This window comes from Paraburkholderia sp. NMBU_R16 (assembly GCF_013282575.1).
Lineage (GTDB): Bacteria > Pseudomonadota > Gammaproteobacteria > Burkholderiales > Burkholderiaceae > Trinickia.
In genome coordinates, this window is sequence record NZ_JAAAYE010000022.1 from 1 (window position 1) to 21,734 (window position 21,734).

The window sequence follows — 21,734 nt, forward strand, 5'->3', positions numbered from 1 at the left end:
TGCAACATGCGCCGAGCGTCAATCAACAAACGCTTGTCAGCGTCAATCAACATCGGCATCATCAACCTCGCCGCGACATTCTCATCTTGTTTGTCGCGCGTCTCTCATCCAGATTGTCGCGCCACAGCGATGGTGGCAAATCGGTATTTATCGGCTAATCGAGCATTGGCGCCGCTCTCCAAGAGAAATGGCGACGTGAGAAGTAAACAGGCCCCCGGCCTTTTTTGCGCCTTCCGAGTGCGCGTGTAACGTAACGGCGCGCTGCTTCCGTTACGACGATCGCCGTAACGCGGCCAACTTCGATTTCGACTTTTAGTGGAGTTAATCTAAACTATCGTAAGCCCTAACTTAGCGAATGAACGGATTCAGTGTAAAAGACCACCTGAGCTGCAAGAAAAATTCGGCAATACGAGATACAGGATCGGGCAAGGCGCTGCCATCGCCTTTTTCGGCTCTTGTCGATAAAGCATGAACGCATGCGTCAGCATGCGAGGGGACTCTCAACACTATTCGCTGTTTGCAAGTGGGATTCGCGCCTCGGCAGTGTACGGTGCCGGAGCGTGGCCTTCCGCTGCATGAAATCCGATTGTTCTGCACGACCGCCGTTAAAAAAATACGAGGATCAACATGAGCAAGCTCATCGGACGTTTCCTGAGGGAAGAACGGGGTGTAACCGCAATCGAGTACGCATTGATAGCGGGGCTTATCGCGCTTGCAATCGTTGCCTCATTGAACAACGTAAAGACGAGTATCGTGACGGTGTTCACCAACATTGTCACCAGTCTGACGCCGTAGTCGCGGCGCAAATAGCGCCGAAAGGCAAGCCTCTTTCTAAAAGAATGTTAAATCGCGGATTGCGTCCTGCAATCCGTGCGGGCCCCTGCGGCCAATTGACATTGACTTTCATTTCGACGATGCAGCCGGGAAGCACAGTGTTCATCTGCTGGGCCGCCGCGGTCGCGCTTTCAGACTGTCGACACCGGCGGGTTTCGAACGGACTGGTCGCGACGGGCCTCGTTGCGGCTGCGTTTTGTTCGGCGACGCAGGCGGGGCCTTTCCCCGTTGCGCCGCTGCAGGCCGCTAACGGCGCGGCGCTCGGCTTTGCCGTGCTGCTGCCGTTCTTCCTGCTGGGCGTCATGGGCGCGGCGGACGTGAAGGTCTTCGCAGCGCTCGGCGCGTGGTGCGGGGTTCATGCGCTCATCGGACTATGGGTGCTCGCGTCGCTCGCCGCGGCACTCCATGCGCTTGCGCTGATCGTCATGGCGAGACGGTCGCGCCAGCCATGGCGTACTGCGAATGCGCCGACCTTCGCGGTCGGCGCGCACCATGCGGCGCCCTACGCCGCGTTGCTTGTCGGAGCGGGGGTGATTGCGCTCGTCGGCGCGCCGTTGCCGGGAGTGGCGCCTTGAAGGCCTCATGGTGTCCGATACATAGCTGCGCTCGTAGGCGCCAGAACGGCACAGCGGCTATCGAATTCGCGCTCGTATTCCCTCTGCTATTCGTGATGCTCTACGGCATCGTGACTTACAGCATGATTTTCGTGGCAAAGCAAAGCTTGACGCTTGCAGCCGAGGAAGGTGCGCGCGCAGCGCTCAACTATCAGAGTGCGTCAAGCGCGGCTGCCGCGCTGAGCGCGCGCAGTCAAAGCGCTTGCACGGCGGCAACGAATTCCGCGGCATGGCTGCGCGGCGCCGCCAATTGTACGGCTCAGGCTCAGGCATGCAGTTACGACGCATCGCTCGCTTGCGTCGAAGTGACGCTGACTTACGACTACGCGAGCCGTCCGCTCGTGCCGACGTTGCCGCTGCTGGGCCTGGCATTGCCCGGAACGCTGACGAGTGCCGCGACAGCGCAGATCAATCCGGAGAACCTGTTATGAACGATGCGCACGCTTCGCCGGGCGGGCAGTGGGAGTCTGCCGGACTTTGCCGCGCTCGCTCCATCGCTCAGGCGGGGGCGCAATGTTGAACTTCACGAAGGTGTCGGCGGGCGTCCTCATCGCGGCGGCGCTCTTGCTCGGAATCTACGCCTGGATGCTCGGCAGGCATGCGCCGAACGCCGCCGGAACCGTGTCTGTTGCGAAGACCGGATTTGCCGTGGTCGTCGCGGCAAGACGGCTGCCGGCAGGGCAGCCCATCGCCCGGGACGCGTTGCGTGTCGACAAAGTGAGCGCATTTCCGAGCGGCGCATCGTCGAACCGCTGCTCGTCGCGAAGCGCGTGCCGCTTGCGGACATCGAACCGGGAACGCCCGTTTTCGAAGGCCAGCTTTCGTCGGAGTTCGCCGACCGTGTCGAGCCGGGAGAACGGGCGGTGGCGGTGCGTGTCGACGAAGCGGGCGCAGTAGGCGATCGCGTGCGTCCCGGCAATGTCGTCGACGTTTTCCTGACTCTGAAACGCGACGGCGCGGGCATCGGCGGCCATGGCGAGATCGCGCGATCGCAAGCGAAGCTGCTGCTCTCGCGGGTGCGCGTGCTCGCGTTTGGCGATGCGCTGCCCGCGGGCGGCGGGCCGAACGCGCACGACGTGCACGCACGCACCGTCGTTCTTGCGGTGCCGACGGAGGAAGTCGATCGCCTTGCCCTCGCCGATAGCGCGGGACACTTGCTGCTCGCGCTGCGCAATCCACATGACATCGACGGCGGGCAGCGCTCGTCGAGCGCTCTGTTGGCGCGGGTGGGGGGGAGCGCGACGCGCGCGGTCCGGCCGTCGACGGTGGCGGACGCCGGCGTTTCGCTCGGTGCGCTTTCGGGCAGCGATGGCGGCGTCGAGGCGACCCCGGAGGTTCGGCCGCCAACGATGCGCCGGGCGACAAGCGGCGCGGAGCGGGTCGAGGTGGTGCGGGCAGGGCATGTCGATTCGCCCGGCAGTTGAGCAAGATGACGCTGCTCGCGCCGAAAGTGCTTCGCGGCGGGCAACGCTGTAGGGAATATCGAACCGGACTGCCAGCGGCAACGGATCACACGACATGACAAACAGGCGTCTAGTGGCAGCATCGAGCGGATGGGCGGGAGCGGTGGTTCGCGGCATCGTCTTGACGGCCGGCGTGGCGATCGGCCTCGTCGGTTTCGTCGGTTTCGTCGGCCAGGCCGGCGCGGCAGGAACGGCGAATGGCGCATCGACCGAGCGGGCGGCTTCGGGGGCGAACGTTTCGCTCGCAGTCGGCGAGCAGCGCCAGATCGACGCTGGGGGGGCGCTCGCCCGTGTTGCGATCGGGGATCCCGCAGTGGCCGATGTGCTGGTCATGAAAGGCGATGAAAACCGCAGAGCCGGTGGCGTGCTGCTCGTGGGGAAGGCGCCGGGTGCCACCAACTTGATGGTCTGGTTGAGGGGGCGTGCAACGCCCATCGTCTATCCGATCGAGGTCGGCCCGGGAGAGGGCGCAGTGTTGCTCGACGGCACGACGCCGCGCGTGCGGGCGTTCGGCGGCGATGCCGTGATCTCCGGCTCGACCCCGTCGATGGAGACGCACCGTAAAGCCGTGGCTGCCGCGACGGCGGCCAAAGGAAAGGATGGCCGTATCGTCGACATGTCGACGATCGAGACACCCGGCATCGTGCAAGTCGATGTGCGTGTCGTCGAATTCAGCCGCGCCGTGCTCAAAGCAGCGGGCATCAACCTGTTCAAGCAGAGCAACGGCTTTGCGTTCGGCTCGTTCGCGCCGTCCGCGCTGAGCTCGTTCACGGGCGGCGCGACATCGAGCTTTCAGGCGCAGACCAACGCGCCGATCGCGTCGGCCTTCAATCTCGTGCTGAACTCGGCCAGCCATGGGCTCTTCGCCGACTTGAGCCTCATGGAAGGCAACAACCTCGCGATGGTGTTGGCGGAACCTTCGCTCGTCGCGCTGTCGGGTCAAAGCGCCAGTTTTCTGGCCGGCGGCGAAATCCCCGTCCCGGTACCGCAGGCGCTCGGGACGACGTCGATTCAATACAAGCCCTATGGCGTCGGCCTGACCTTGACGCCGACGGTCCTCAGCGCAAAGCGCATTGCGCTCAAAGTCGCGCCCGAGGCGAGCCAGCTCGATTTCCAGAACGCGATCACGATCAACGGCGTATCGGTGCCGGCCATTACGACGCGGCGCGCCGATACCACGGTCGAGCTCGGTGACGGAGAGAGCTTCGTCATCGGCGGCCTGATCGATCGCGAAACGCGCTCGAACGTGAGCAAGGTGCCTCTGCTCGGCGATTTGCCCATCATCGGCGCGTTCTTCAAGGAACTGAGCTATCAGCAAAGCGACAAGGAGCTCGTCATCGTGGTCACGCCGCATCTCGTCTCGCCGCTCGCCAAAGGCGCGCGGCTGCCGGCCACGCCGGGCGAACAAGCGGAACAGCACGACGGGCCAGTGTGGCGCAGCTATCTCGGCGGCGCGCTGTCGCGCGACGCAGGCCCGGGTTTTTCCAAATGAGCCCGGCACATGGCGTGTTGGGCCGGGGAACAGGTGCGGCATGAATGCTAGGGTGGTGCCACTGGCCGAGCGGGCGGTCGTCGAATCTTTCGTCTTCGCGTCCGCGAGCGCGACGAACATACGCTGGCTCGCGGATACGCTCGTGGCCGTGGGCGCCGTCGAGCCGGCCGAACTCGGCACCGCCGCGCTCGCCGAGCGCATTGCAACACTCAATCCGTTGCTGGTATTCGTCGATTTCTCGGGCGGGCGTAGCGTCGCGGCGGCACAGGCCGTCCATGCGGTGCGCTCGCTTGCGCCACAGTTGCAGGTCGTCGCCGTCGGCACCATCGCCGAGCCCGAAAGCGCGCTGGCCGCGTTGCGTGCGGGCGTACGCGATTTCATCGATCTGAGCGCAAGCGCCGAGGAGGCGGCACGTATCGCACGCAACGTTTTGGAGCACGTGGCCGAGCCCGTGGTGCGGCATGGAAGGCTGACCGCGCTGATCGGTGCGAGGCCCGGTGTCGGGGTCTCTACGCTCGCCGCGAATCTCGCGGTGACGGTGCAACGGCGCGGCGCCGCGGCCGGACGTCAGGCGGCGCTCGTGGATCTCGGCTTGCCGGCCGGCGACGCCATGCTTTACCTGAATGCGCGCGGCGAATTCGATTTCGTCGAAGCCGTGCGCAACTTGAGGCGGTTCGATCAGACTTTCGTCCATACCGCGTTCGCGAGCCACGCAAGCGGGCTTGCCTTGACCGCATTGCCGCCCGACCTGAGCTTGCTGCGCACGATTTCGTTCACCTCCGCGGTGGCCTTGCTGAACCGGCTGCGGGCGTTCTTCGATCAACAGATCGTGGACCTTGGCGGTTTTACCAACATCGAATTCATCGCGCATGTTGCAAGCGCGGCCGATGGAGTGTGGCTCGTTTGCGATCCGTCGATCGCGTCCGTCGTTTCGGCGAGCACGTTGATCCGCGAATTGACGGCGGCGCAATTCGAGGCCGGCGCGCTCGGTCTCGTCGTCAACAAGTTCGCTCCGCATCTCGGACTCTCGGCGGAGCAGATCGCACTGCGTCTCGAGCTGCCGCTCGTCGCGACGTTGCCGGCGCGCAGCGTGCCGCTCGGTCAGGCGGCCAATCAGGGCAAACTGCTCGCGGAAACGGCGGAGCGCGACCCCTATGTGCGCGCGGTGAGTGCGCTCGTGCAGCGTGTCGTCGGGCGCTCGGACGAGAGCGCAGCGCAGGTGCACGAGGCACGCGCGACCGTGTCGATCCTCGAACGCATTCGGCGCTTCATACCTTTCCTTCACGAGCGGTCATAGACGATGGCAAACCCGATCGAATTCGCCGACGACGGCACGTCCTTCGCCCATACGCAGCAGTTCCACGACGTCAAGAACGCCGCCCACGAGCATTTGCTGACACGCATCGAAGAACTCGGGGCGGAGTTCGGGCGATGGTCGCGCGGCGCGATAAAGCAGTTCGTCGATCTGGAGATGGACAGCTTCGTGCGGCTGCGCCATATCCCGATCAACGAGGCCGAAGTCCGGCTCATTGCCGAGGCACTCACCAAGGAGCTTGCCGGCTTCGGGCCGCTCGAAGACTTGCTCGGCGATCCGGCCGTCGAGGACATTCTCGTCAACGGATACCGCGACGTCTACGTCTCGCGCTACGGCATGCTGGCGAAAGTGCCGGTGCGCTTCACCGACAATGCACATCTGTTGCGCATCGTGCGGCGCATTCTTGCGCCGATCGGCCGGCGCCTCGACGAATCGAACCCGATGGTCGACGCGCGTTTGCCGGACGGTGGCCGCGTGAACGTGGTCATCGAGCCGCTGTCGATCGACGGTCCGGTCGTCTCGATCCGAAAATTCCGCAAGGACCCGCTGCGTCCTTCGGACCTGCTCGAGAACGGCACATACCACGACGAGATTGGGCAGCTGCTCGAGGCGGCGGTTGCCGCGCGCTGCAACGTGCTGATCTCGGGTGGCACGAGCTCCGGCAAGACGTCGCTCTTGAATGCGCTCGCCTTTCATATCCCCGAGCCGGAGCGCATCGTCACGATAGAAGACACCGCCGAACTCTCGCTCAATCACCCGCACGTGGTGCGATTGGAGAGTCGTCCCGGCGGGTTCGACGGTGCGGGCCTCGTGACGATTCGAGACTTGCTGCGCAACTCGCTGCGCATGAGACCCGATCGCATCATCGTCGGCGAAGTGCGCGGCGGCGAAGTACTCGAGATGCTGCAGGCGATGAACACCGGCCACGACGGCTCGATGGGGACCGTGCACGCAAGCTCGCCGCGCGAGTGCCTCTATCGGCTCGAGATGCTGGCGGGGTTCGCGGGTTTCCAGGGAACGGAATCGAGCCTGCGTCGGCAGATTGCGAACGCGATCGATTTCATCGTCCAGATCGGCCGGCTCTCGAACGGCCGGCGCCGTATTCTGTCCGTCACCGAGGTGACGGGCCTCTCCGATACGATCATCGCAACGCAGGAGCTGTATCGCTACGAGCCGATCCTTGACGCCGACGGAGAGGAGATCGACAACTGGGTATCGCTCGGCATCCATCCGCATTCGCCGAAGCTCGCGCGTGCGCGGCATGCCACGGGGGGAACGTTCGGCGGCGGCTTCGATATGGGCGGGGGCTTCCGTGTCTAGCGTCGTCGCTTCGATCGTGGCGCTCGCCTTCGCCCTCGTGTGCGCCGCGCTTGGCTTGCTGCTATGGCAACGCGCGGTGCGCAGGCAGGAGCGCGTCAGCACGGAGCGCTTCGTCGAGAGCCGTCTCGCGCGGCCCGTGACGCATGCATCGCGCGATGGCAACGCCGAGCCGAAGTCGGCTCGGCCGCTTGGGCGTGCCGCTCTGCCGAAACCCGGCGGCACACCCGCATCCGAGCCAGGCGGATCCTTTCGGGGGTTCCTCGATGACATGGCCGCGCGCGCGGGCCTCGACGGCGCTCGCATGCCGATACTGGCTGCGTTCGGTCTCGCGGGCGCCATCACGGTTTGGGTCGCATTCGACGGGGGCACGCTCGCGGCCGTCGCCGCATGCGTTGCCTGCGTCGCGGCACTCGCGCTCGCCGTCAACGCGCGCGCGCATCGACGCAAGCTCTCGATCGTGCAGCAGCTTCCGACGTTTCTCGACGGTATCGTGCGGCTCATCACGTTGGGCAACAGCGTGCCGGCAGCCTTCCAGGCTGCGCTCGCCACGACGGACGAGCCGTTGCGCGAGTGCCTGGAGCGCGTCGCGCGGACGATGCGTGCCGGCGTGGAAATCGATCGCGCGTTGACGCAGGTCGGCAGCGTCTATCTCGTGCGGGAATTTGCGCTCTTGGGCGCGGTGCTGCGCTTGTCCGTCAAGTACGGCGGTCGGGCGGACGTCATGCTCGAACGCATGTCCGCCTTCATGCGAGACCTCGAGCAGGCCGAGCGCGAGCTCGCCGCGATGTCGGCGGAAACACGCATGTCGGCATGGGTACTCGCCGTGCTGCCGCTCCTCATCGGCGGATTCCTGATTGCATCGAATCCGGAGTATTTCAATGCGATGTGGCAGGACACGGGCGGCCGCACGCTCGTCTACGTCGCATTCGGGCTTCAGGGCGCCGGTGGCTGCCTGCTCTATCGTCTTGCCCGGTTGAGGTCGTGATGCTTGCGGATCGAATCGCCTCGATTGCATTGACGCTCGGCGCATTGGGCTTGACGATGCTGGCGCTGCATATTCTGGTGCGGCGGCTCGCTGCGCGGCGCGGCATGCGTTTGCTGGACGATGCGCTCGCGCGCCGCGCGGTGCCGGCCGTGGCCGGGCGCGATCCGGAGCCGCTGCGCGGCGCGCCTGGGTCTTCGCGTTTGCGTGCCGAGCCGTCGAATGCGACGAATGCGGCACATGCGATGCATTCGCCGAACGCGCAGTCTGCCGCATTCGCCGCCACGCGAGACGGCCGCCCGAAGGCGGGTTCGCCGGCGCGAAATGAGGCCGAGCGGCGCGGCAAGGTCTGGTTGCGCCGGATCGGCAGCGCCGGCATGCGTTGGCTCGATACGCCGCTCGGCAAACTGATCGTCGCGGACGAGGACCGGTCGCTGCTCGAGCGATGCGGCTTCGCCGACGCGAATGCACGCGGCATCTTTTTGATATCGCGACTCGCGAGCGCGGCGCTCGCGCTTGCCCTCTACGCGTGGCTCGTGAGCCCGTATATCGACGGCAGTACGCAGCCTGCCTATCTGGGTGCGGCCGTCGTCGCGGGATTCATGCTGCCGAAAGCGGTGCTTGGCCGCCGCGCCGCGGCCCGGCGCACGAGCGTTGCCGACGAGACGCCGGCATTCGTCGACCTGCTCAGGCTGCTGCAAGGTGTCGGCTTGTCGCTCGACCAGAGCTTGCAGGTGATCATCAACGATTTTCGGACGATGCTGCCCGTGCTTGCCGACGAACTCGAGATCGCGCAGCGGCAGTTCGTGGCGGGGCGCACGCGCGAGCAATCGCTGCAGCGTCTTGCGGGCGCATTCGGCAACGAGGATTTGCGGGCCGTCGCGCGTCTGATGATCCAGGTCGACCGGCACGGCGGCGCGGTTCAGGAGCCGCTTCGTCAATTCGGCGAAAGGCTGCGCGAGACCCGCCGAGCCCGTTTGCGGGAGCGGATCGGGCGACTGACCGTCAAGATGACGGGCGTCATGATCCTCACGTTGCTGCCTGCGCTGCTGATCGTGACGGCGGGACCGGGCATCGTTGCCATCACGCACGCGCTTTCGACTACGCATCGTTGACGAATGGCACACCCGATAGCAAGCCGCGTATTGAAGAACACTATTCCGACCACGACGATCGATCATCCGATGAACCGTTCGAGCCCGATTCCGCCGCCATCGCGCCGCTTTCTCGCCGCGGCGCTGGTGCTCGTCCTGAGCGCCTGCGCATTCAAGCCATCCGGCTATGGCGTGGGGCCGCAGGCCGAACGCGCCGCGATGCTGCAAAACGCTCGACCCGAACCGAAGCCCGATACGCCCGGCATGTATCTCGCGCTGATCGACCGGATGCAGTCGCAGGGGCTCTATTTCGCCTCCCTGGCTCACATCGACGCATACGAAAAGCAATACGGCGTGACCCCCGACTCGACGCTGCTGCGCGCCGATGCGCTGCGCCTCACGGGACAGCCCGAGGCCAGCGCCGACGCGTATCGCGCGCTGCTCGCGACGCCGCTTGCCTCGCGCGGCTACCGCGGGCTGGGGCTCGTTGCGGGCGCCGCGGGCGACTTCGATCGGGCGGCGCACGACCTCGAAGCGGCGTCGGCGCTCGCGCCCACGGACGCCGCGACGTTGTCCGACCTCGGCTATGCCCGGTTGCGCGAAGGCGACGTGGCAGGGGCGCGTGTTCCGCTCATGAAGGCGGCGGAACTCGATGCCCATAATGCGACGGTGCTGGCCAATGTCGCATTGCTGCTGCTCTCGCAGGGCCATGCACGCGATGCCCGTGCATTGATGGACGAGCAGCATTTTTCGAGCGAAGTGCGTGAAGCGGTGCGCCAGGACGCGGCGAAAGTCGCGCTCGCACGGAAGGGGCGCCGCTCGATACAAGGCACCGAAAAAGCGAGGCAGCCGCAGGTACGCCCGGAGGAGGTTCCGGCGGCGACGAACGGGCCGTCGACGGCGACGGCGAGCGCCCGAACGCCGTTGCCGCTGTTGCAGCGGTTCGCGCAATGACGCATTCGCCGTGACGAGGACGATATGACGACACGCTACTCCACCGACACCCTGTGCACGGTCGCCAAGACCGCATTCGGCGCGGCCGTGCTCCTTGCGGCTGGCCAGTGCGCGACAGCGATGGCTGAAGCGCCAGGCGAGCCTGCTGCCGCGGTGCGGCCGTCCTTGCCGATCGGCGAGGCGACACGAAGCTGGCTCGACCTTCAGCGCGGCAACGCGCAGGCCGCGCCGGCATTGCCCGTGCTCGGCGCACAAGCGGCGCTGGCCTACGCACGCTATCTGGACTCTTTCAAGACGAAGATTCCCAGTTCGTTCGATTCGACGCTTGGCGCGGGCGGCAACGCAGGACATGCCAACTACATGAACGCCGTCGGCGCCTCGCCCAGCGGGGCGAACTGAGCGATGCAGGCTGCGCGCCGCCGCCCATTCGACAGGTCCCGCTCGCCGCGCCGCGATCGGCAGCGCGGTTCGGCGGCAATCGTCGTCGCGATTTTTCTTTCGCTGGCAGTCGCGGTCCTCGGCGCGCTCGATGTCGGCAACGCCTTCTTCGCACGGCGGTCGCTGCAGCGGATCGCCGATCTTGCTGCGCTCGCCGGCGCGCAAACGATGGACGACGAGTGCTCGGCACCGACGGCCACGGCGCGGGCGAGCGCTGCGGCCAACGGCTTTTCGGCGGCGGCGGGACAGTCGCTGACGGTCGTTTGCGGCCGCTGGGATACCGCGACCAATACCGCGCCGAGCTATTTTGCCAGCGCCAACGCCTCGCCTTTGAACGCCGTGCAAGTCCGCGCCGTGCGCACAGTCCCGTACTTCTTTCTCGGGCCGTCACGGCAGATCGCCGCCACCGCAACGGCGCAGGCGACGAATCTCGGCGCGTTCACGATCGGCACGACGCTCGCGCAATTGCAAGGCGGCCTCATCAACGGTCTGCTCAACGGCTTGCTGGGCGCGAACCTCGATCTTTCGCTGGCTTCGTATCAATCGCTGGCCGGCGCGCGCATCAAGGTCGGCGATCTGATGGCGGCGCTGGGTGTCGATACGGTCGACGCATTGCTGGCGACGCAACTCGATGCGGCGCAACTCGCCAACCTGATGCTGAGTGCGTTATCGCGTACATCGGTGGCCGATGCGAACCTGCAGACCGATCTCGCGACGTTGCAAGCGATCGTGGCAAGCGGTCTTTCGACGTCCGTGAGGTTTCCGCTCGGTGCGACCGACACAGCGCCCGGGCTGCTTTCGGTGGACCTCGCCCACACGCAGAGTGCCGTGGGCGCGACGATCAGCCCGTTCGATGCGCTCGTCGTGGCGGCCGAGATCGCCAAAGCCGGACAAGCGCCGACGGATATCGCAGCCGGCCTCGCGCTCGGCACGCTGCAGACCACGTTGAAAGTGCAAATTCTTCAGCCGCCGGTGCTCGCGCTCGGCGAGGCGGGGATGAATCCGGCGACGCAGACATGGCGTACGCAGGCAAGAACTGCACAGGTGCGGCTTTATCTGAACATCGGATTGGGTCCCGTCATGCTTCCTTTCGTCGGAGCGGTCGGTGCCAATCTGCCGCTTTCGCTCGAGGTTGCGCCGGGGCAGGCCTGGCTCGAAGCCGCGCATTGCGCGACGAGTGCCGCTGCCAGCAACTCGACGATCGGTGCGACGCCGGGCCTCGCGAACGTCTGCATAGGCGACGCACCCACCAATCTATCGGCCTCGCAACCGTTCAGCTGCACTCGGCCGGCAACGTTGATCCAGGTCTCGAATCTGATCGTCGTGAAGGCGAACGCGGCCCTTCCCGCCGTAGTCCCGGCACAGGATTCGGCGACATTCGAGTTCGACGGCATTGCGGGCAACGCCGACGACTATCAGAGCGCGAGTTCGAACGCTGTCGGCAGCGTGCTGGCGAATGCACTGTCGGGACTCTCCGCCACACTCGCCGAGCCCGGCGCGTTATCGGTCACGCTGTTGGGAGGGGCGCTGGGTTTGCCGTTGGGACCTGTCGTCAGTGCGCTCGTCGCGTTCCTTGCGCCCGCGCTCACGCTGGTCACCGAGGATCTGGATGCGGCGCTCGTTCCGTTGCTGCAACTGCTCGGGGTGCAGGTCGGCGTCGCAACGATCCACGATCTGTCGTTGACTTGCGGCGTGTCGAAACTCGTCTATTGAAAACATCGAAGAAGCGAACAATGAGAGCCGCCAACACAATCGAGGAACTGGACATCTATGTCTGGGAGGGCAAGGCCGATATCGTCGAGCGCGTCATGCGCTGCATGGCGAGCTTCGACGTCGACGTGATTCGCGCGGACGGGGTGACGATGACGCCCCCGCGCGGCGAAGTCCGCTCATCGCTTGCCATCGTCAGCGTGAGCGTCATCGACGGCGCGGCGCGTGCACTGCACGATTGGCAGGCGACCAACGGCATGCCGGTAGTCTGGGTGGGTGCCGTGCCGCGCGAGCGCGATCCCGCCATGTTTCCGCACGAGTACGCGCATGTGTTGCCGCTCGATTTCACGTGCGCCGAGCTGCGCGGGATGGTCTCCAAGCTCGTTGCGCAGTTGCGCGCGCATACCGCGCGAACGTCCGAGCCGACGGCGCTCGTCGCGCATTCCGAGCCCATGCAAGCGTTGCTTCGCGAAGTGGATACGTTCGCCGATTGCGACACGAGTGTGCTGATTCGGGGCGAGACTGGCGTGGGCAAAGAGCGCATCGCGCAATTGCTGCACGAAAAGCACTCCCGCTATGCAGCCGGCCCGTTCCTCCCCGTCAATTGCGGCGCGATTCCCGACGGTCTTTTCGAGTCGCTGTTTTTCGGCCACGCGAAGGGCTCGTTTACCGGTGCCGTGGGTGCGCACAAGGGCTACTTCGAGCAGGCCGATTGTGGCACGCTGTTTCTCGACGAAATCGGCGATCTGCCGCTTTATCAGCAAGTGAAACTGCTGCGCGTACTCGAAGACGGCGCCGTCACGCGCATCGGTTCGGCGACGCCCGTGCGCGTCGACTTTCGGCTCGTTGCCGCGACAAACAAGAATCTGACGCAATTGGTCAAGGACGGTGCATTTCGCGCCGACTTGTATTACCGGCTCGCGGTCATCGAGTTGCGCATCCCGTCGCTCGAGGAGCGCGGCGCGGTCGACAAGATCGCGATCTTCAACGCCTTCATCGCATCTGTGCTCGGCGCCGAGCGCATGGCGAGCCTGCCCGCGGTGCCTTACTGGCTCGCCGATGCGGTGGCCGATACCTACTTTCCCGGCAACGTGCGCGAATTACGCAATCTTGCCGAGCGCATCGGGGTGACCGTGCGCCAGATCGGCGCGTGGGATGCCGTCCGGCTGAAGCGGTTGATCGCACACGCGCGCAATGCGCAGCCGGCTCCGGCCGACAGCGCGAACGAACTCATCGTGGATCGAAGCAAGTGGGACATGGCCGAGCGCAATCGCGTGCTGGCGGCGCTGAGCGCGAACGCGTGGCGCCGGCAGGATACCGCTCAGCACCTCGGTATCAGCCGCAAGGTCTTATGGGAAAAGATGCGTAAATACCAAATCTTCGAGGAGGAGCCCGAAACGCGCGAAACTGAGTAATAATGACACGCTTGAGTCAGTAAAACATGCTTGCTCAGATAAAAACTATTCGCGCGGGAATCGACGATGAGGCATCTACCACAAGTACGGGGGACAGCGCTTGCGGCGCTCGTCATGATCGGGGGATTGGGCATGTTCGGCTGCGCCGGCGCGCAATCGAGCGGCAGTGCGGCGGCACCGGCAACGACAACGACGAGTGCTTCGATCCCGCCGACGGCGGGTGCGGCAACGCCCGCCATGGCGACGTCCGACGCATCGCCGGTACGCGAACAAGCCCCGGCAGCGTCGGCGGTATCCCAAGCCGAAGACTCGAAGGAAGCGGCGCAAGGCAACGTCGCCGAGTTGCAGCGTCTCATGCACGGCAGCGACTTGACCGAGCTTCGCACGAGCTACAACGGCAGCTACGGCGCGAGCCTGCTGCTCTATGGGAAAGAGCTGACCTACTACGTCGCGCTCTTTCAACAGAAAAACTTTTGGCGCGTGATCAAGACGCAGGACGAGGCCCGCGCGGAAGCGGTCTATGCCGAGTTCGCGAAAAAGAGCGCGCAGCTCGCTGATGTCGAGTTGCGCGGGGCCAAGCTGGCCGCGCAAAAAGCCTATACGGAACATTTGATCGCGCTTTCGCAAGCGCGGGCCGAGCGTTTGCAGGCCGATCTCGACGTTGCACACCAGCAGCAAGCACTCGCCGCCGATCGCCAAAAGCAGGCGCGCGGCGAGGCGGCTACGCTCGACGCGCAAAAGCGCGCCGCGCAAGATCAATTGCGTGCGCTCAAGCGTCAGGTGCGTGAGTTGCAGCGCGAGGCGGACGCGGGCTTGCCGCACCGCACGCGCTGAGCGGGACGCACGCCGTCCCAGATCGAGTGTGCGGGGCCGGGCTGGGCTGCGGGCCGGCTATCATGCGGTATTGCATCGAGCCCAGAGCCATGGATCCGCTGCTGATCGACATCCCCGATGCGTTCGAAACGGAGCGCTTGGTCGTCCGTTGCCCCCGCCCGGGCGACGGACGTCTGGTCTACGAAGCGCTCGTCGAATCGCTGGACGCGCTGCGTCAGTTCCCGGCATCATTGCCGTGGGCGCTCGAAGCTCCCTCGGTAGAACGATCCGAACTTTTCTGCCGGGAAGGTTTCGCTGATTTCGTCGCGAGACGCGACTTCCCGTTTCTGATTTTTGTGCGGCGTACGTCGACACTCGCCGGTTGTTGCGGGCTGCGCTCACCCGACTGGTCGATTCCCGCGTTCGATATCGGCTGGTGGGGCCGTGCCTCGTGCCTGGGTCAGGGGCTCGTGACCGAAGCGGTGAGCGGCCTGCTCGATTTCGCGAAATCGCGGCTCGGTGCGCGCCGGATTGCGGCGTTTGTCGATGAGCGTAACGTCAGAAGTGTGCGGGTCTGCGAGCGTGCGGGCATGCAGCTGGAAGGCGTTCTGCGGCACGAGCGAATCGATCCCGATGGGACGCTGCGGGACACTTGCGTCTACGCGCGGGTCAGCAAGTGATATTTTCGTCGGACGAATTCGGCAGGGCCGCGTTCGGCGTCTTTTATGCAGGCACATTCTTCCGCAACGGATGTAATCGTTGCCAATCAATCGCCCGCGTCTACGATTCCTCAGCAGCAAGACATTCGCTGCGATGCGCCTATTTCTCTCCGTCGAGCGCTATTCGTCGCACGGAGGCACCGAACTTGCAGACCAGAGGCACGGTGTTTTCGATATAGGACTGCAATGGCAATTCAACAGACGGAACCGGCGCGCCGGACGTATGCGCTTCATTTGGTCGACGCGGATTTGGATCATCTCGAACGGGCGATTCGCGAACCCGAGAATCGTATGCTTACGGCGCAGTATTGGCGGCAGCGGATCTTGAGCATCCGCCGGCAATTCGAACTGACTCGCGAGCAGCGCGCCCGCGCGGAGGCGTTGCTCGAGAGCCTTTCGCAGCGGCAGCGCAATGCTCGACCCGCGATGGCGGGCCTGCGCTGACATCCTGAGGTGCCTCGCGGCGAGGCACCTTATTCGTTGTTGTCGTTACTGTTGGTGTCGTCGTTGTTGGTGCTGCTGTGGTGGTTGCCGTGGTCGTTGCCATGCGGGCCCGTGCTGAACGGCCGGCGTCTGCGCGTCACGACCACCGGCGCGTCGCTCGAGCGCTCCGATGACCCATGCATGCCGTGCGATTCGCGCGGCTCGCGGCCTTCGCGAGGCGCGCCTGAGCCCTCGCGCGGACCGTGGCGCTCGCCATACCCGCCGGTACGCGGGCCGCGCGGCCCCGGGCGGGTGCCGGTATCGAGCTGAATCGTCGAAATGGCACGCTTGTAAATGCCTTGCAGCCCTACGGGTGTGCGCAGCATGACGAGATATTGATCGAACGACTCGATGCATCCAGTCAGACGGATGCCGTTCACGAGATAGATTTCGACGCGCTTGCGCTCTTTGCGCGCTGCGTTCATGAAGTCGTTCTGCGGATGGGATTCTGCGGGATTCGGCATTGCACGGACGACAGCAGGGGCTGTCCCAGGTTGGTTAGTGAAGCGCGGTGGCTACGCGCGAAATTCGTGGCTGGCGGGGATTTTAACCCGTGTGTGCCGCCGCGAGGGTCCTTTCGCACGCGCATCGGGCCCACGCGCGCGTAACGAAATGTTCCAAAAGGCGCGCGGCGTCATTCGTTTTCGCCCGGCGCGGTTTCCGATACCACGGGCGCTGCGCCTGTCCGAGCACGGCGAGTGCCCGCGCACGGCGCGGCCAGAAGAGCGCGCGCTCGTGGGACAATGTCGGCAGCATCGCATGCCGAAGCTTGCCGAGAGTCCAACAGCGCAGCTTCGCGTCGAGCGGACAAGCGGACCAGCGGACATTGCGCCGCAATCAAGGGGACTCGATGAAATCGTCAGTGCGTCTTTCGCCGCGGCGGCCTCGATGAGCGTGCTGCCGCCCCATTGCAGTGCACAGCGTTTTCACGAAGCGCTGCGCCTCTTCGGTTCGATTGTCGGCGAAACTCACGTCGTTGTTTCGGACAACGAACTGATCGAATACGCCGATCCGTTCGCACCGGGCCCTCAGGAGCCGCGCTTCGCGGCATCCGCAGCGATACTGCCCGGTTCGGTCGACGAAATCAGGGAAGTGCTGCGCATCGCGCGCAGCTATCGTCTGCCGCTCTGGCCGGTCTCGACCGGCCGCAATTATGCATACGGAGGGGCGGCGCCCCGCCTGTCCGGATCGATCGTGGTCGATCTGCGACGCATGAACCGCATCCTCGAAGTGGACGAGACCCTCGGCTATGCCCTGGTCGAGCCCGGCGTGACCTACTTCGATCTGCACGAGCACTTGCGCGCGCGCGGCGCGAAACTATGGATCGATCCGCCCGCAGCGGGCTGGGGCAGCGTCGTCGGCAATACGCTCGAGCGCGGCTTCGGCTACACGCCCTACGGCGACCATGCCGCGATGCAATGCGGCATGGAAGTGGTGCTCGCGACGGGCGACATCGTGCGCACCGGAATGGGTGGCATCGAGATCGGCAGGTCGTGGCAGCTTTACAAGCCGGGCTTCGGCCCCTCGTACGATGCCATGTTCATGCAGTCGAACTTCGGCATCGTGACCAAGCTCGGCATCGCTCTGATGCCGCGGCCGGCCAGTTATCTGCTCGCGCATCTGCGCTTCGGCGGCGAAGCGGACCTGGAGGCGATCGTCGAGACGTTGCGTCCGTTCAAGCTCGACGAAACGATTCGCAATCACGCTGTCGTCGAAGGCGCGGTGCGCTTTGCCGCGGGGGTGTCGTCGCGCGGCGAGTGGTATGACGGGCAGGGGCCGATGCCCGAGTCCGCCATCGATGCGATGACCAAGCGGCTCGGGATCGGGCGATGGAATCTGCGTTTCGGCCTTTACGGCGAGCCCGAAATCGTCGAAGCGCAGTTTTCGGTCGTCAAGCGGGCGTTTTCACGCGTGCGAGGCGTGCGCATCGAGGCTGCGCGGTATGCCGGCGACGCCCGACCGGAGGGCGGTGGCGACCGCAACATGGCCGGCATTCCGACCATGACCGCATTCCGGATGCTCGACTGGCGCGGCGGCGCGGGCGCGCACGTCGATTTTTCGCCCATCTGCCCGTTCACGGGGCGCGACGCGATGCGGCAGTATTGGCTCGCGAAGACCCGTTGTGCCGAATACGGGTTCGATTACTACGGGGGCTTCACCGCCGGCACGCGCCATTTGCATCACATCGTCGCAACGATCTTCGATCGCGACGATGCAGGCCAGACCGATGCCGCGGGCGACTTGCTGCGCGTGTTGATCAGCGATGCGCGCGCGGCGGGGTATGGCCAGTACCGTACCCATCTGGCCTACATGGACCTGGCGGCTGCACAATACGATTTCAACGATGGTGCGTTGCTGCGCTTGTCGGAAACGATCAAGGACACGCTCGATCCCGATGGCATCCTGGCGCCGGGCAAATCGGGCATCTGGCCGCGCGCCTGGCGCGATCGGCGTGGCTATACGTAGCGGGACATTGCGGGAGCCCACCTTCATGGATCGGCGAAGCTTCATCGTGGACTCGGCGGCGTTGATCGCCGGCGTGTGCGGCGGTAGCCCGGAATCGCTTGCGAGCGCGCCGCGCGCGGCGGCCAGCCGGACGGTCGCGCCGGCCACGACCGTTCTCGTCGACGCGTCCCTCGGGCGAAGCATTGCCTTTGCGGCCGATGCCGTGTCGACAGGCGCATCGACGGCCTCCGTCGCGCCCGTCGAGGGCGACATTGGCGCGCTATGGTACGCGCGCCTCGCCGGCAGTCACGGCCGCATCGTCGGCCTGTTGCGTCCGTCGGACGCATTCGTGCTGACCCGATTGGCCAGGCATGCGGGACACCCAGTGATCGAGCGATCGTGGCATGCGCATACGGTTGAGGTAGCGATCGAACTGCGTTGATGCCTATTTAGGCTCAGAGCGCCGAGCGCTGGGTTCCGCGCTGCTCCGGTATGGGCATGGGCCGCGGCCCGGATCCCGGCGCTGCTTCGGCATCGCTTGCGCCGCCGTTCGGGGCCGTCGCGCGCGGATCGTCCTCGAAGGCAGCGGGGTGACGATCGAGCGAGCCGCAGGCACTGATCGCAACGGCCGCATCGGTTCCGTCCGCGGCGTCGCCCAGCACGGCGGCGAAAGCTGCGAGTTGGGCCGCGTCGGGCAACGGTGCTTTCAGCGCGGCAACCATCAGCGACGCGAGGCGCGCAATCAATTGCAGATCGCTCATCGTCTGCCCTTGGGAGAACTCGGCGATGAGATTGTCGGTATCGCCGCCCGCGAGCACGCCCGACAGCGCGCCGATCGCAAAATGCAGTCGCCAGCCAAGCTCCTCGCGAGGCAAATGAGGCAGTGCGCGTTGGAAGGCGTCGAAGAAGCGCTCGGCGACCGACGCGTAATGGCCGCTGAGGAAGTTGTGAATGAATGTGGAGGGGTCCGTATAGGCGCGGCCCAGCAGCTTCAGGAACGCGCGCCCGCCGGCTTGTGGATCGCGCGACAGGCGCAGCGCGGGGATGAACATCGCGCCGAGGACGTGTTCGCACGTGAGCCGGTCGCCGAGCGCTGCGTCGAAGCGCTCGAGCATCTTCAATCGTTCTTCGTTGAGGCGATCGAGGCGACGCGACAGCATCGCGTGAATCAACGCTTCCTTGCTGCCGAAATGATAGTTGACCGCGGCCAGATTGACGTCCGCGCGCGACGTGATCTGCCGCAGCGACATGGCCTCGAAACCGTATTCGATGAAGATGTCTTCGGCCGCGTCGAGAATGCGTGCCTTCGTGTCGCCGGTTATCCGGTTCGATGTGCGAACTGCCATGTGCGCCTCCCATGCCGGTTAGCCGGCCGCGAACAAGCGATTCAAGTTCTTGATTGAAACTCGTTGTTTCGGGAACGATAAAAACGTATCGATACGGCGGCAAGCGTTGTTTGTGGGTGGAGTCCTCTAGAGTCCGCCAACCGGCGACGAAATGACGGGCCGAAGGCGACGCAATGTGGCGCTACTTCGGTCCGTCAAGCTCTGACGGCGGTCAGGCATCGGGTATCACGGGCGTCCCGTCATGCGGATTCGCCGACGTGTTGCGCCGAGCGCAGCATGTCCACGCCACGTTGCTCGCGCCCGAACAGAATCAGCACCGCGATGACGATTGCCGCTATTGCGGCAACGGCGGCCAGCGCGAGCGAGTAGTTGTTGTTCTGGCTGGCGGCGAGCGATGCCTGCATCGTGGCGTTGACGGAAGCGATCAAATTGCCGAGTTGATAGACGAAGCCAGGGAACGTGGCGCGAATTTCATCGGGCGAGATCTCGTTGAGGTAGGCCGGAACCACGCCCCACGCGCCTTGTACCGAGATTTGCATGAGAAACGCGCCGATCGCGAGTGCGACGGCGCTAGCCGAGAACGCCCACAGCGGAAGCACGGGCAAAGCGATCAATGCCGCGATGCAGATCGCGCGGCGACGACCGATCTTTTCCGACATCGAGCCGAAGAACAGTCCCCCGACGATCGCGCCGATATTGAGGACGATCAGGATGCGCGAGACGGTTGCCGGATCGAAGCTGTGCTGTACGCGCAAAAACGTCGGATAGAGGTCCTGTGTGCCGTGGGAGAAGAAGTTGAATGCCGTCATCAGCACGATCGCATAGATCGAGAGCGCCCAGTTTTTCTTGAGCGTATCGATCAGGCCCGGGCGTTGATGCGTCTCCATGGCGCGCCATGCGGGCGATTCCGGAACGTTCTTGCGAATGTAGAGCACCAGCAGCGCAGGGATGATGCCGACGAAGAACATGCTGCGCCAGCCCCAATGCAGCACGTCGAACAGCAGCCAGAACACCACCGAAGCAAGCAGGTATCCGCTCGGGTACCCGGCTTGCAGCAGCCCGGAGACGAAACCGCGGGCGTTGGCGGGAATGGTTTCCATCGTGAGCGCGGAACCGACGCCCCATTCCCCGCCCATCGCTATCCCGAACAGCGAGCGCATGACGAGCAGTGTGGCGAGATTCGGCGAGAAGCCAGAGAGCAGTTCGAGGACCGAGTAGCAGGCGATGTTGATCATCAGGGTCGGCCGGCGGCCGAACTTGTCGGCGAGCCGACCGAAGATCAGTGCACCGAGCGGCCGCATTGCCAGCGTGAGGGTGATCGCAACTGCGACGGCCGGGATTTTCGTGTTGAACTCTGCAGCGATATCCTTGAGGACGAAAACCATCAGGAAGAAATCGAATGCGTCGAGGGTCCAGCCTAGATAGGCTGCGATCGTGACGTTTTTCTGCTCACGCGTCCAAGCCATTTTTGCGTTCTCCTTTTTGTCTTCGGATCGTCAGCCGCGCCGCGGATCGCGCTGGCGGGGCCGTCCCGTGGGGTTGGCCTAACGAGTGTACGCGCACTTTAAGCGGTTGCATGATTGGGTTGGCCGTTTATCGGTATTAATCCCTATGTGGCTGTCTAAAATATTACGATCCGATTTTAAATGTCGGCTTTTAGAAAGACTTGTTCCCGCAACGGTTATGCGATTCATTGCTCGTCCAGCCGAATTCGAGACAGAAAACCCATTATCCTTTCGCCATGTCCGTTTCGACTCCCGAACTGCCTGCCCTGGATACCCCTCGGTTGCTGATCCGTCAGCGCACGCTCGCCGACCTCGAGGCGTGCCTCGCCATGGATCGCGATCCCGAGGTCACGCGTCATATCGCCGGGCCTTGGCGGGACCCGGTCGCGCATCGACAGTTCGTGGCATTCCGCATGACGAGGGCGTATCCCCCTGGGCTCGGCTATTGGTCGATACGCGAGCGCAGCGCGCCCGAGCGGTTCATCGGCTGGGTGTTGCTGATTCCCGACCATGGAGCGGGGCCCGAGGTCGAGATCGGTTGGCGTCTCGTGCGCGATGCGTGGGGTAGGGGAATCGCCACCGAGGCCGCCCACGCACTCGTGCATCATGCTTTCGCAACGCTACGGTTGCCGCGCGTCATCGCGGAGATCGCGTCCGCGAATACGGCGTCGCTGCGTGTCGCTCGAAAGCTTGGGATGCAACGAGTCGGATACAACGCGAGCGAAGCGCTGAGCTATCAACGGTTTCGCCTCGAACGAGAAGATCTGCGTTCGCGATGAATGCGTTTTACGG

General features: G+C 64.7%; 22 protein-coding genes. 19 read left to right on the forward strand and 3 right to left on the reverse strand.

Annotated elements, in window-relative coordinates; translation table 11 throughout:
* The first annotated feature begins 627 nt into the window (after nt 1-627).
* From GWC77_RS13330 to GWC77_RS13405, 16 genes are all read left to right on the forward strand, one after another.
* The gene (locus tag GWC77_RS13330; protein ID WP_173257443.1) at nt 628-795 is read left to right on the forward strand and encodes a Flp family type IVb pilin; all 168 of its coding nucleotides are present in this window, start codon (nt 628-630) and stop codon (nt 793-795) included.
* 119 nt (nt 796-914) lie between these two features.
* Nucleotides 915-1,409: a prepilin peptidase gene (locus tag GWC77_RS13335; RefSeq protein WP_173257589.1), complete on the forward strand. Its 495-nt coding sequence runs from the start codon at nt 915-917 to the stop codon at nt 1,407-1,409.
* Between the two features lie 17 nt (nt 1,410-1,426).
* Nucleotides 1,427-1,879, forward strand: coding sequence for a TadE/TadG family type IV pilus assembly protein (locus GWC77_RS13340; RefSeq protein WP_367949047.1), 453 nt, complete (start codon nt 1,427-1,429; stop codon nt 1,877-1,879).
* A 3-nt stretch (nt 1,880-1,882) separates the two neighbouring features.
* Nucleotides 1,883-2,872 carry a Flp pilus assembly protein CpaB gene (gene cpaB, locus GWC77_RS13345; protein ID WP_254366942.1) on the forward strand — a complete coding sequence of 330 codons (990 nt, stop codon included), beginning with the start codon at nt 1,883-1,885 and terminating at the stop codon, nt 2,870-2,872.
* A 94-nt stretch (nt 2,873-2,966) separates the two neighbouring features.
* A complete protein-coding gene (locus GWC77_RS13350; protein ID WP_173257445.1) occupies nt 2,967-4,403 on the forward strand; it encodes a type II and III secretion system protein family protein in 1,437 nt (478 codons plus the stop codon).
* A gap of 40 nt (nt 4,404-4,443) precedes the next feature.
* Nucleotides 4,444-5,700 carry a fimbrial protein gene (locus GWC77_RS13355; protein WP_173257447.1) on the forward strand — a complete coding sequence of 419 codons (1,257 nt, stop codon included), beginning with the start codon at nt 4,444-4,446 and terminating at the stop codon, nt 5,698-5,700.
* A 3-nt stretch (nt 5,701-5,703) separates the two neighbouring features.
* Nucleotides 5,704-7,038 carry a CpaF family protein gene (locus GWC77_RS13360; RefSeq protein WP_173257449.1) on the forward strand — a complete coding sequence of 445 codons (1,335 nt, stop codon included), beginning with the start codon at nt 5,704-5,706 and terminating at the stop codon, nt 7,036-7,038.
* The gene (locus GWC77_RS13365; protein WP_173257450.1) at nt 7,031-8,023 is read left to right on the forward strand and encodes a type II secretion system F family protein; all 993 of its coding nucleotides are present in this window, start codon (nt 7,031-7,033) and stop codon (nt 8,021-8,023) included. Before GWC77_RS13360 ends, GWC77_RS13365 begins: the two co-directional genes overlap by 8 nt.
* A complete protein-coding gene (locus GWC77_RS13370) occupies nt 8,023-9,135 on the forward strand; it encodes a type II secretion system F family protein (RefSeq protein WP_173257452.1) in 1,113 nt (370 codons plus the stop codon). Before GWC77_RS13365 ends, GWC77_RS13370 begins: the two co-directional genes overlap by 1 nt.
* A 69-nt stretch (nt 9,136-9,204) precedes the next feature.
* Nucleotides 9,205-10,068 (forward strand): tetratricopeptide repeat protein, encoded by an 864-nt coding sequence (locus GWC77_RS13375; protein ID WP_173257454.1) that lies wholly within the window; start codon nt 9,205-9,207, stop codon nt 10,066-10,068.
* A gap of 24 nt (nt 10,069-10,092) precedes the next feature.
* Nucleotides 10,093-10,467 carry a DUF3613 domain-containing protein gene (locus tag GWC77_RS13380; RefSeq protein WP_173257456.1) on the forward strand — a complete coding sequence of 125 codons (375 nt, stop codon included), beginning with the start codon at nt 10,093-10,095 and terminating at the stop codon, nt 10,465-10,467.
* A 3-nt stretch (nt 10,468-10,470) separates the two neighbouring features.
* The gene (locus tag GWC77_RS13385; protein WP_173257458.1) at nt 10,471-12,219 is read left to right on the forward strand and encodes a TadG family pilus assembly protein; all 1,749 of its coding nucleotides are present in this window, start codon (nt 10,471-10,473) and stop codon (nt 12,217-12,219) included.
* A 20-nt stretch (nt 12,220-12,239) separates the two neighbouring features.
* The gene (locus tag GWC77_RS13390; protein WP_173257459.1) at nt 12,240-13,631 is read left to right on the forward strand and encodes a sigma 54-interacting transcriptional regulator; all 1,392 of its coding nucleotides are present in this window, start codon (nt 12,240-12,242) and stop codon (nt 13,629-13,631) included.
* A 66-nt stretch (nt 13,632-13,697) separates the two neighbouring features.
* A complete protein-coding gene (locus GWC77_RS13395) occupies nt 13,698-14,465 on the forward strand; it encodes a DUF2968 domain-containing protein (RefSeq protein ID WP_173257460.1) in 768 nt (255 codons plus the stop codon).
* Between the two features lie 89 nt (nt 14,466-14,554).
* Nucleotides 14,555-15,124 (forward strand): GNAT family N-acetyltransferase, encoded by a 570-nt coding sequence (locus tag GWC77_RS13400; RefSeq protein WP_173257461.1) that lies wholly within the window; start codon nt 14,555-14,557, stop codon nt 15,122-15,124.
* 225 nt (nt 15,125-15,349) lie between these two features.
* Nucleotides 15,350-15,607: a hypothetical protein gene (locus GWC77_RS13405; RefSeq protein WP_173257462.1), complete on the forward strand. Its 258-nt coding sequence runs from the start codon at nt 15,350-15,352 to the stop codon at nt 15,605-15,607.
* Between the two features lie 29 nt (nt 15,608-15,636).
* Here GWC77_RS13405 and hfq read toward each other — a convergent pair whose 3' ends face one another.
* Nucleotides 15,637-16,110, reverse strand: coding sequence for an RNA chaperone Hfq (gene hfq, locus GWC77_RS13410; protein WP_173257463.1), 474 nt, complete (start codon nt 16,108-16,110; stop codon nt 15,637-15,639).
* A 424-nt stretch (nt 16,111-16,534) separates the two neighbouring features.
* Here hfq and GWC77_RS13415 point away from each other — a divergent pair, with 424 nt between their 5' ends.
* Nucleotides 16,535-18,112, forward strand: a complete 1,578-nt coding sequence (locus GWC77_RS13415; protein WP_173257591.1) for an FAD-binding oxidoreductase — start codon at nt 16,535-16,537, stop codon at nt 18,110-18,112.
* 25 nt (nt 18,113-18,137) lie between these two features.
* A complete protein-coding gene (locus GWC77_RS13420; RefSeq protein WP_173257464.1) occupies nt 18,138-18,533 on the forward strand; it encodes a hypothetical protein in 396 nt (131 codons plus the stop codon).
* Nucleotides 18,534-18,546: 13 nt separating this feature from the next.
* Here the strand turns inward: GWC77_RS13420 and GWC77_RS13425 are convergent, their stop codons facing one another.
* Together GWC77_RS13425 and GWC77_RS13430 are read right to left on the reverse strand one after the other, a co-directional pair.
* On the reverse strand, nt 18,547-19,437 hold the full coding sequence (locus tag GWC77_RS13425) for a TetR/AcrR family transcriptional regulator (protein ID WP_173257465.1): 891 nt from the start codon (nt 19,435-19,437) through the stop codon (nt 18,547-18,549).
* Nucleotides 19,438-19,676: 239 nt separating this feature from the next.
* On the reverse strand, nt 19,677-20,903 hold the full coding sequence (locus GWC77_RS13430; RefSeq protein ID WP_173257467.1) for an MFS transporter: 1,227 nt from the start codon (nt 20,901-20,903) through the stop codon (nt 19,677-19,679).
* 275 nt (nt 20,904-21,178) lie between these two features.
* On the opposite strand from GWC77_RS13430, the gene GWC77_RS13435 reads away from it, so the two are divergent.
* Nucleotides 21,179-21,721 carry a GNAT family N-acetyltransferase gene (locus tag GWC77_RS13435; protein WP_173257469.1) on the forward strand — a complete coding sequence of 181 codons (543 nt, stop codon included), beginning with the start codon at nt 21,179-21,181 and terminating at the stop codon, nt 21,719-21,721.
* The last annotated feature ends 13 nt before the right edge of the window (nt 21,722-21,734 follow it).

What these genes read in the sequence shown, in the direction of transcription:
- GWC77_RS13330 (WP_173257443.1), top strand. Translation starts at nt 628, where the DNA reads ATGAGCAAGCTCATCGGACGTTTCCTGAGGGAAGAACGGGGTGTAACC.
- GWC77_RS13335 (WP_173257589.1), top strand. Translation starts at nt 915, where the DNA reads ATGCAGCCGGGAAGCACAGTGTTCATCTGCTGGGCCGCCGCGGTCGCG.
- cpaB (WP_254366942.1), top strand. Translation starts at nt 1,883, where the DNA reads ATGCGCACGCTTCGCCGGGCGGGCAGTGGGAGTCTGCCGGACTTTGCC.
- GWC77_RS13350 (WP_173257445.1), top strand. Translation starts at nt 2,967, where the DNA reads ATGACAAACAGGCGTCTAGTGGCAGCATCGAGCGGATGGGCGGGAGCG.
- GWC77_RS13355 (WP_173257447.1), top strand. Translation starts at nt 4,444, where the DNA reads ATGAATGCTAGGGTGGTGCCACTGGCCGAGCGGGCGGTCGTCGAATCT.
- GWC77_RS13360 (WP_173257449.1), top strand. Translation starts at nt 5,704, where the DNA reads ATGGCAAACCCGATCGAATTCGCCGACGACGGCACGTCCTTCGCCCAT.
- GWC77_RS13370 (WP_173257452.1), top strand. Translation starts at nt 8,023, where the DNA reads ATGCTTGCGGATCGAATCGCCTCGATTGCATTGACGCTCGGCGCATTG.
- GWC77_RS13375 (WP_173257454.1), top strand. Translation starts at nt 9,205, where the DNA reads ATGAACCGTTCGAGCCCGATTCCGCCGCCATCGCGCCGCTTTCTCGCC.
- GWC77_RS13380 (WP_173257456.1), top strand. Translation starts at nt 10,093, where the DNA reads ATGACGACACGCTACTCCACCGACACCCTGTGCACGGTCGCCAAGACC.
- GWC77_RS13385 (WP_173257458.1), top strand. Translation starts at nt 10,471, where the DNA reads ATGCAGGCTGCGCGCCGCCGCCCATTCGACAGGTCCCGCTCGCCGCGC.
- GWC77_RS13390 (WP_173257459.1), top strand. Translation starts at nt 12,240, where the DNA reads ATGAGAGCCGCCAACACAATCGAGGAACTGGACATCTATGTCTGGGAG.
- GWC77_RS13395 (WP_173257460.1), top strand. Translation starts at nt 13,698, where the DNA reads ATGAGGCATCTACCACAAGTACGGGGGACAGCGCTTGCGGCGCTCGTC.
- GWC77_RS13400 (WP_173257461.1), top strand. Translation starts at nt 14,555, where the DNA reads ATGGATCCGCTGCTGATCGACATCCCCGATGCGTTCGAAACGGAGCGC.
- GWC77_RS13405 (WP_173257462.1), top strand. Translation starts at nt 15,350, where the DNA reads ATGGCAATTCAACAGACGGAACCGGCGCGCCGGACGTATGCGCTTCAT.
- hfq (WP_173257463.1), bottom strand. Translation starts at nt 16,110, where the DNA reads ATGCCGAATCCCGCAGAATCCCATCCGCAGAACGACTTCATGAACGCA.
- GWC77_RS13415 (WP_173257591.1), top strand. Translation starts at nt 16,535, where the DNA reads ATGAGCGTGCTGCCGCCCCATTGCAGTGCACAGCGTTTTCACGAAGCG.
- GWC77_RS13420 (WP_173257464.1), top strand. Translation starts at nt 18,138, where the DNA reads ATGGATCGGCGAAGCTTCATCGTGGACTCGGCGGCGTTGATCGCCGGC.
- GWC77_RS13425 (WP_173257465.1), bottom strand. Translation starts at nt 19,437, where the DNA reads ATGGCAGTTCGCACATCGAACCGGATAACCGGCGACACGAAGGCACGC.
- GWC77_RS13430 (WP_173257467.1), bottom strand. Translation starts at nt 20,903, where the DNA reads ATGGCTTGGACGCGTGAGCAGAAAAACGTCACGATCGCAGCCTATCTA.
- GWC77_RS13435 (WP_173257469.1), top strand. Translation starts at nt 21,179, where the DNA reads ATGTCCGTTTCGACTCCCGAACTGCCTGCCCTGGATACCCCTCGGTTG.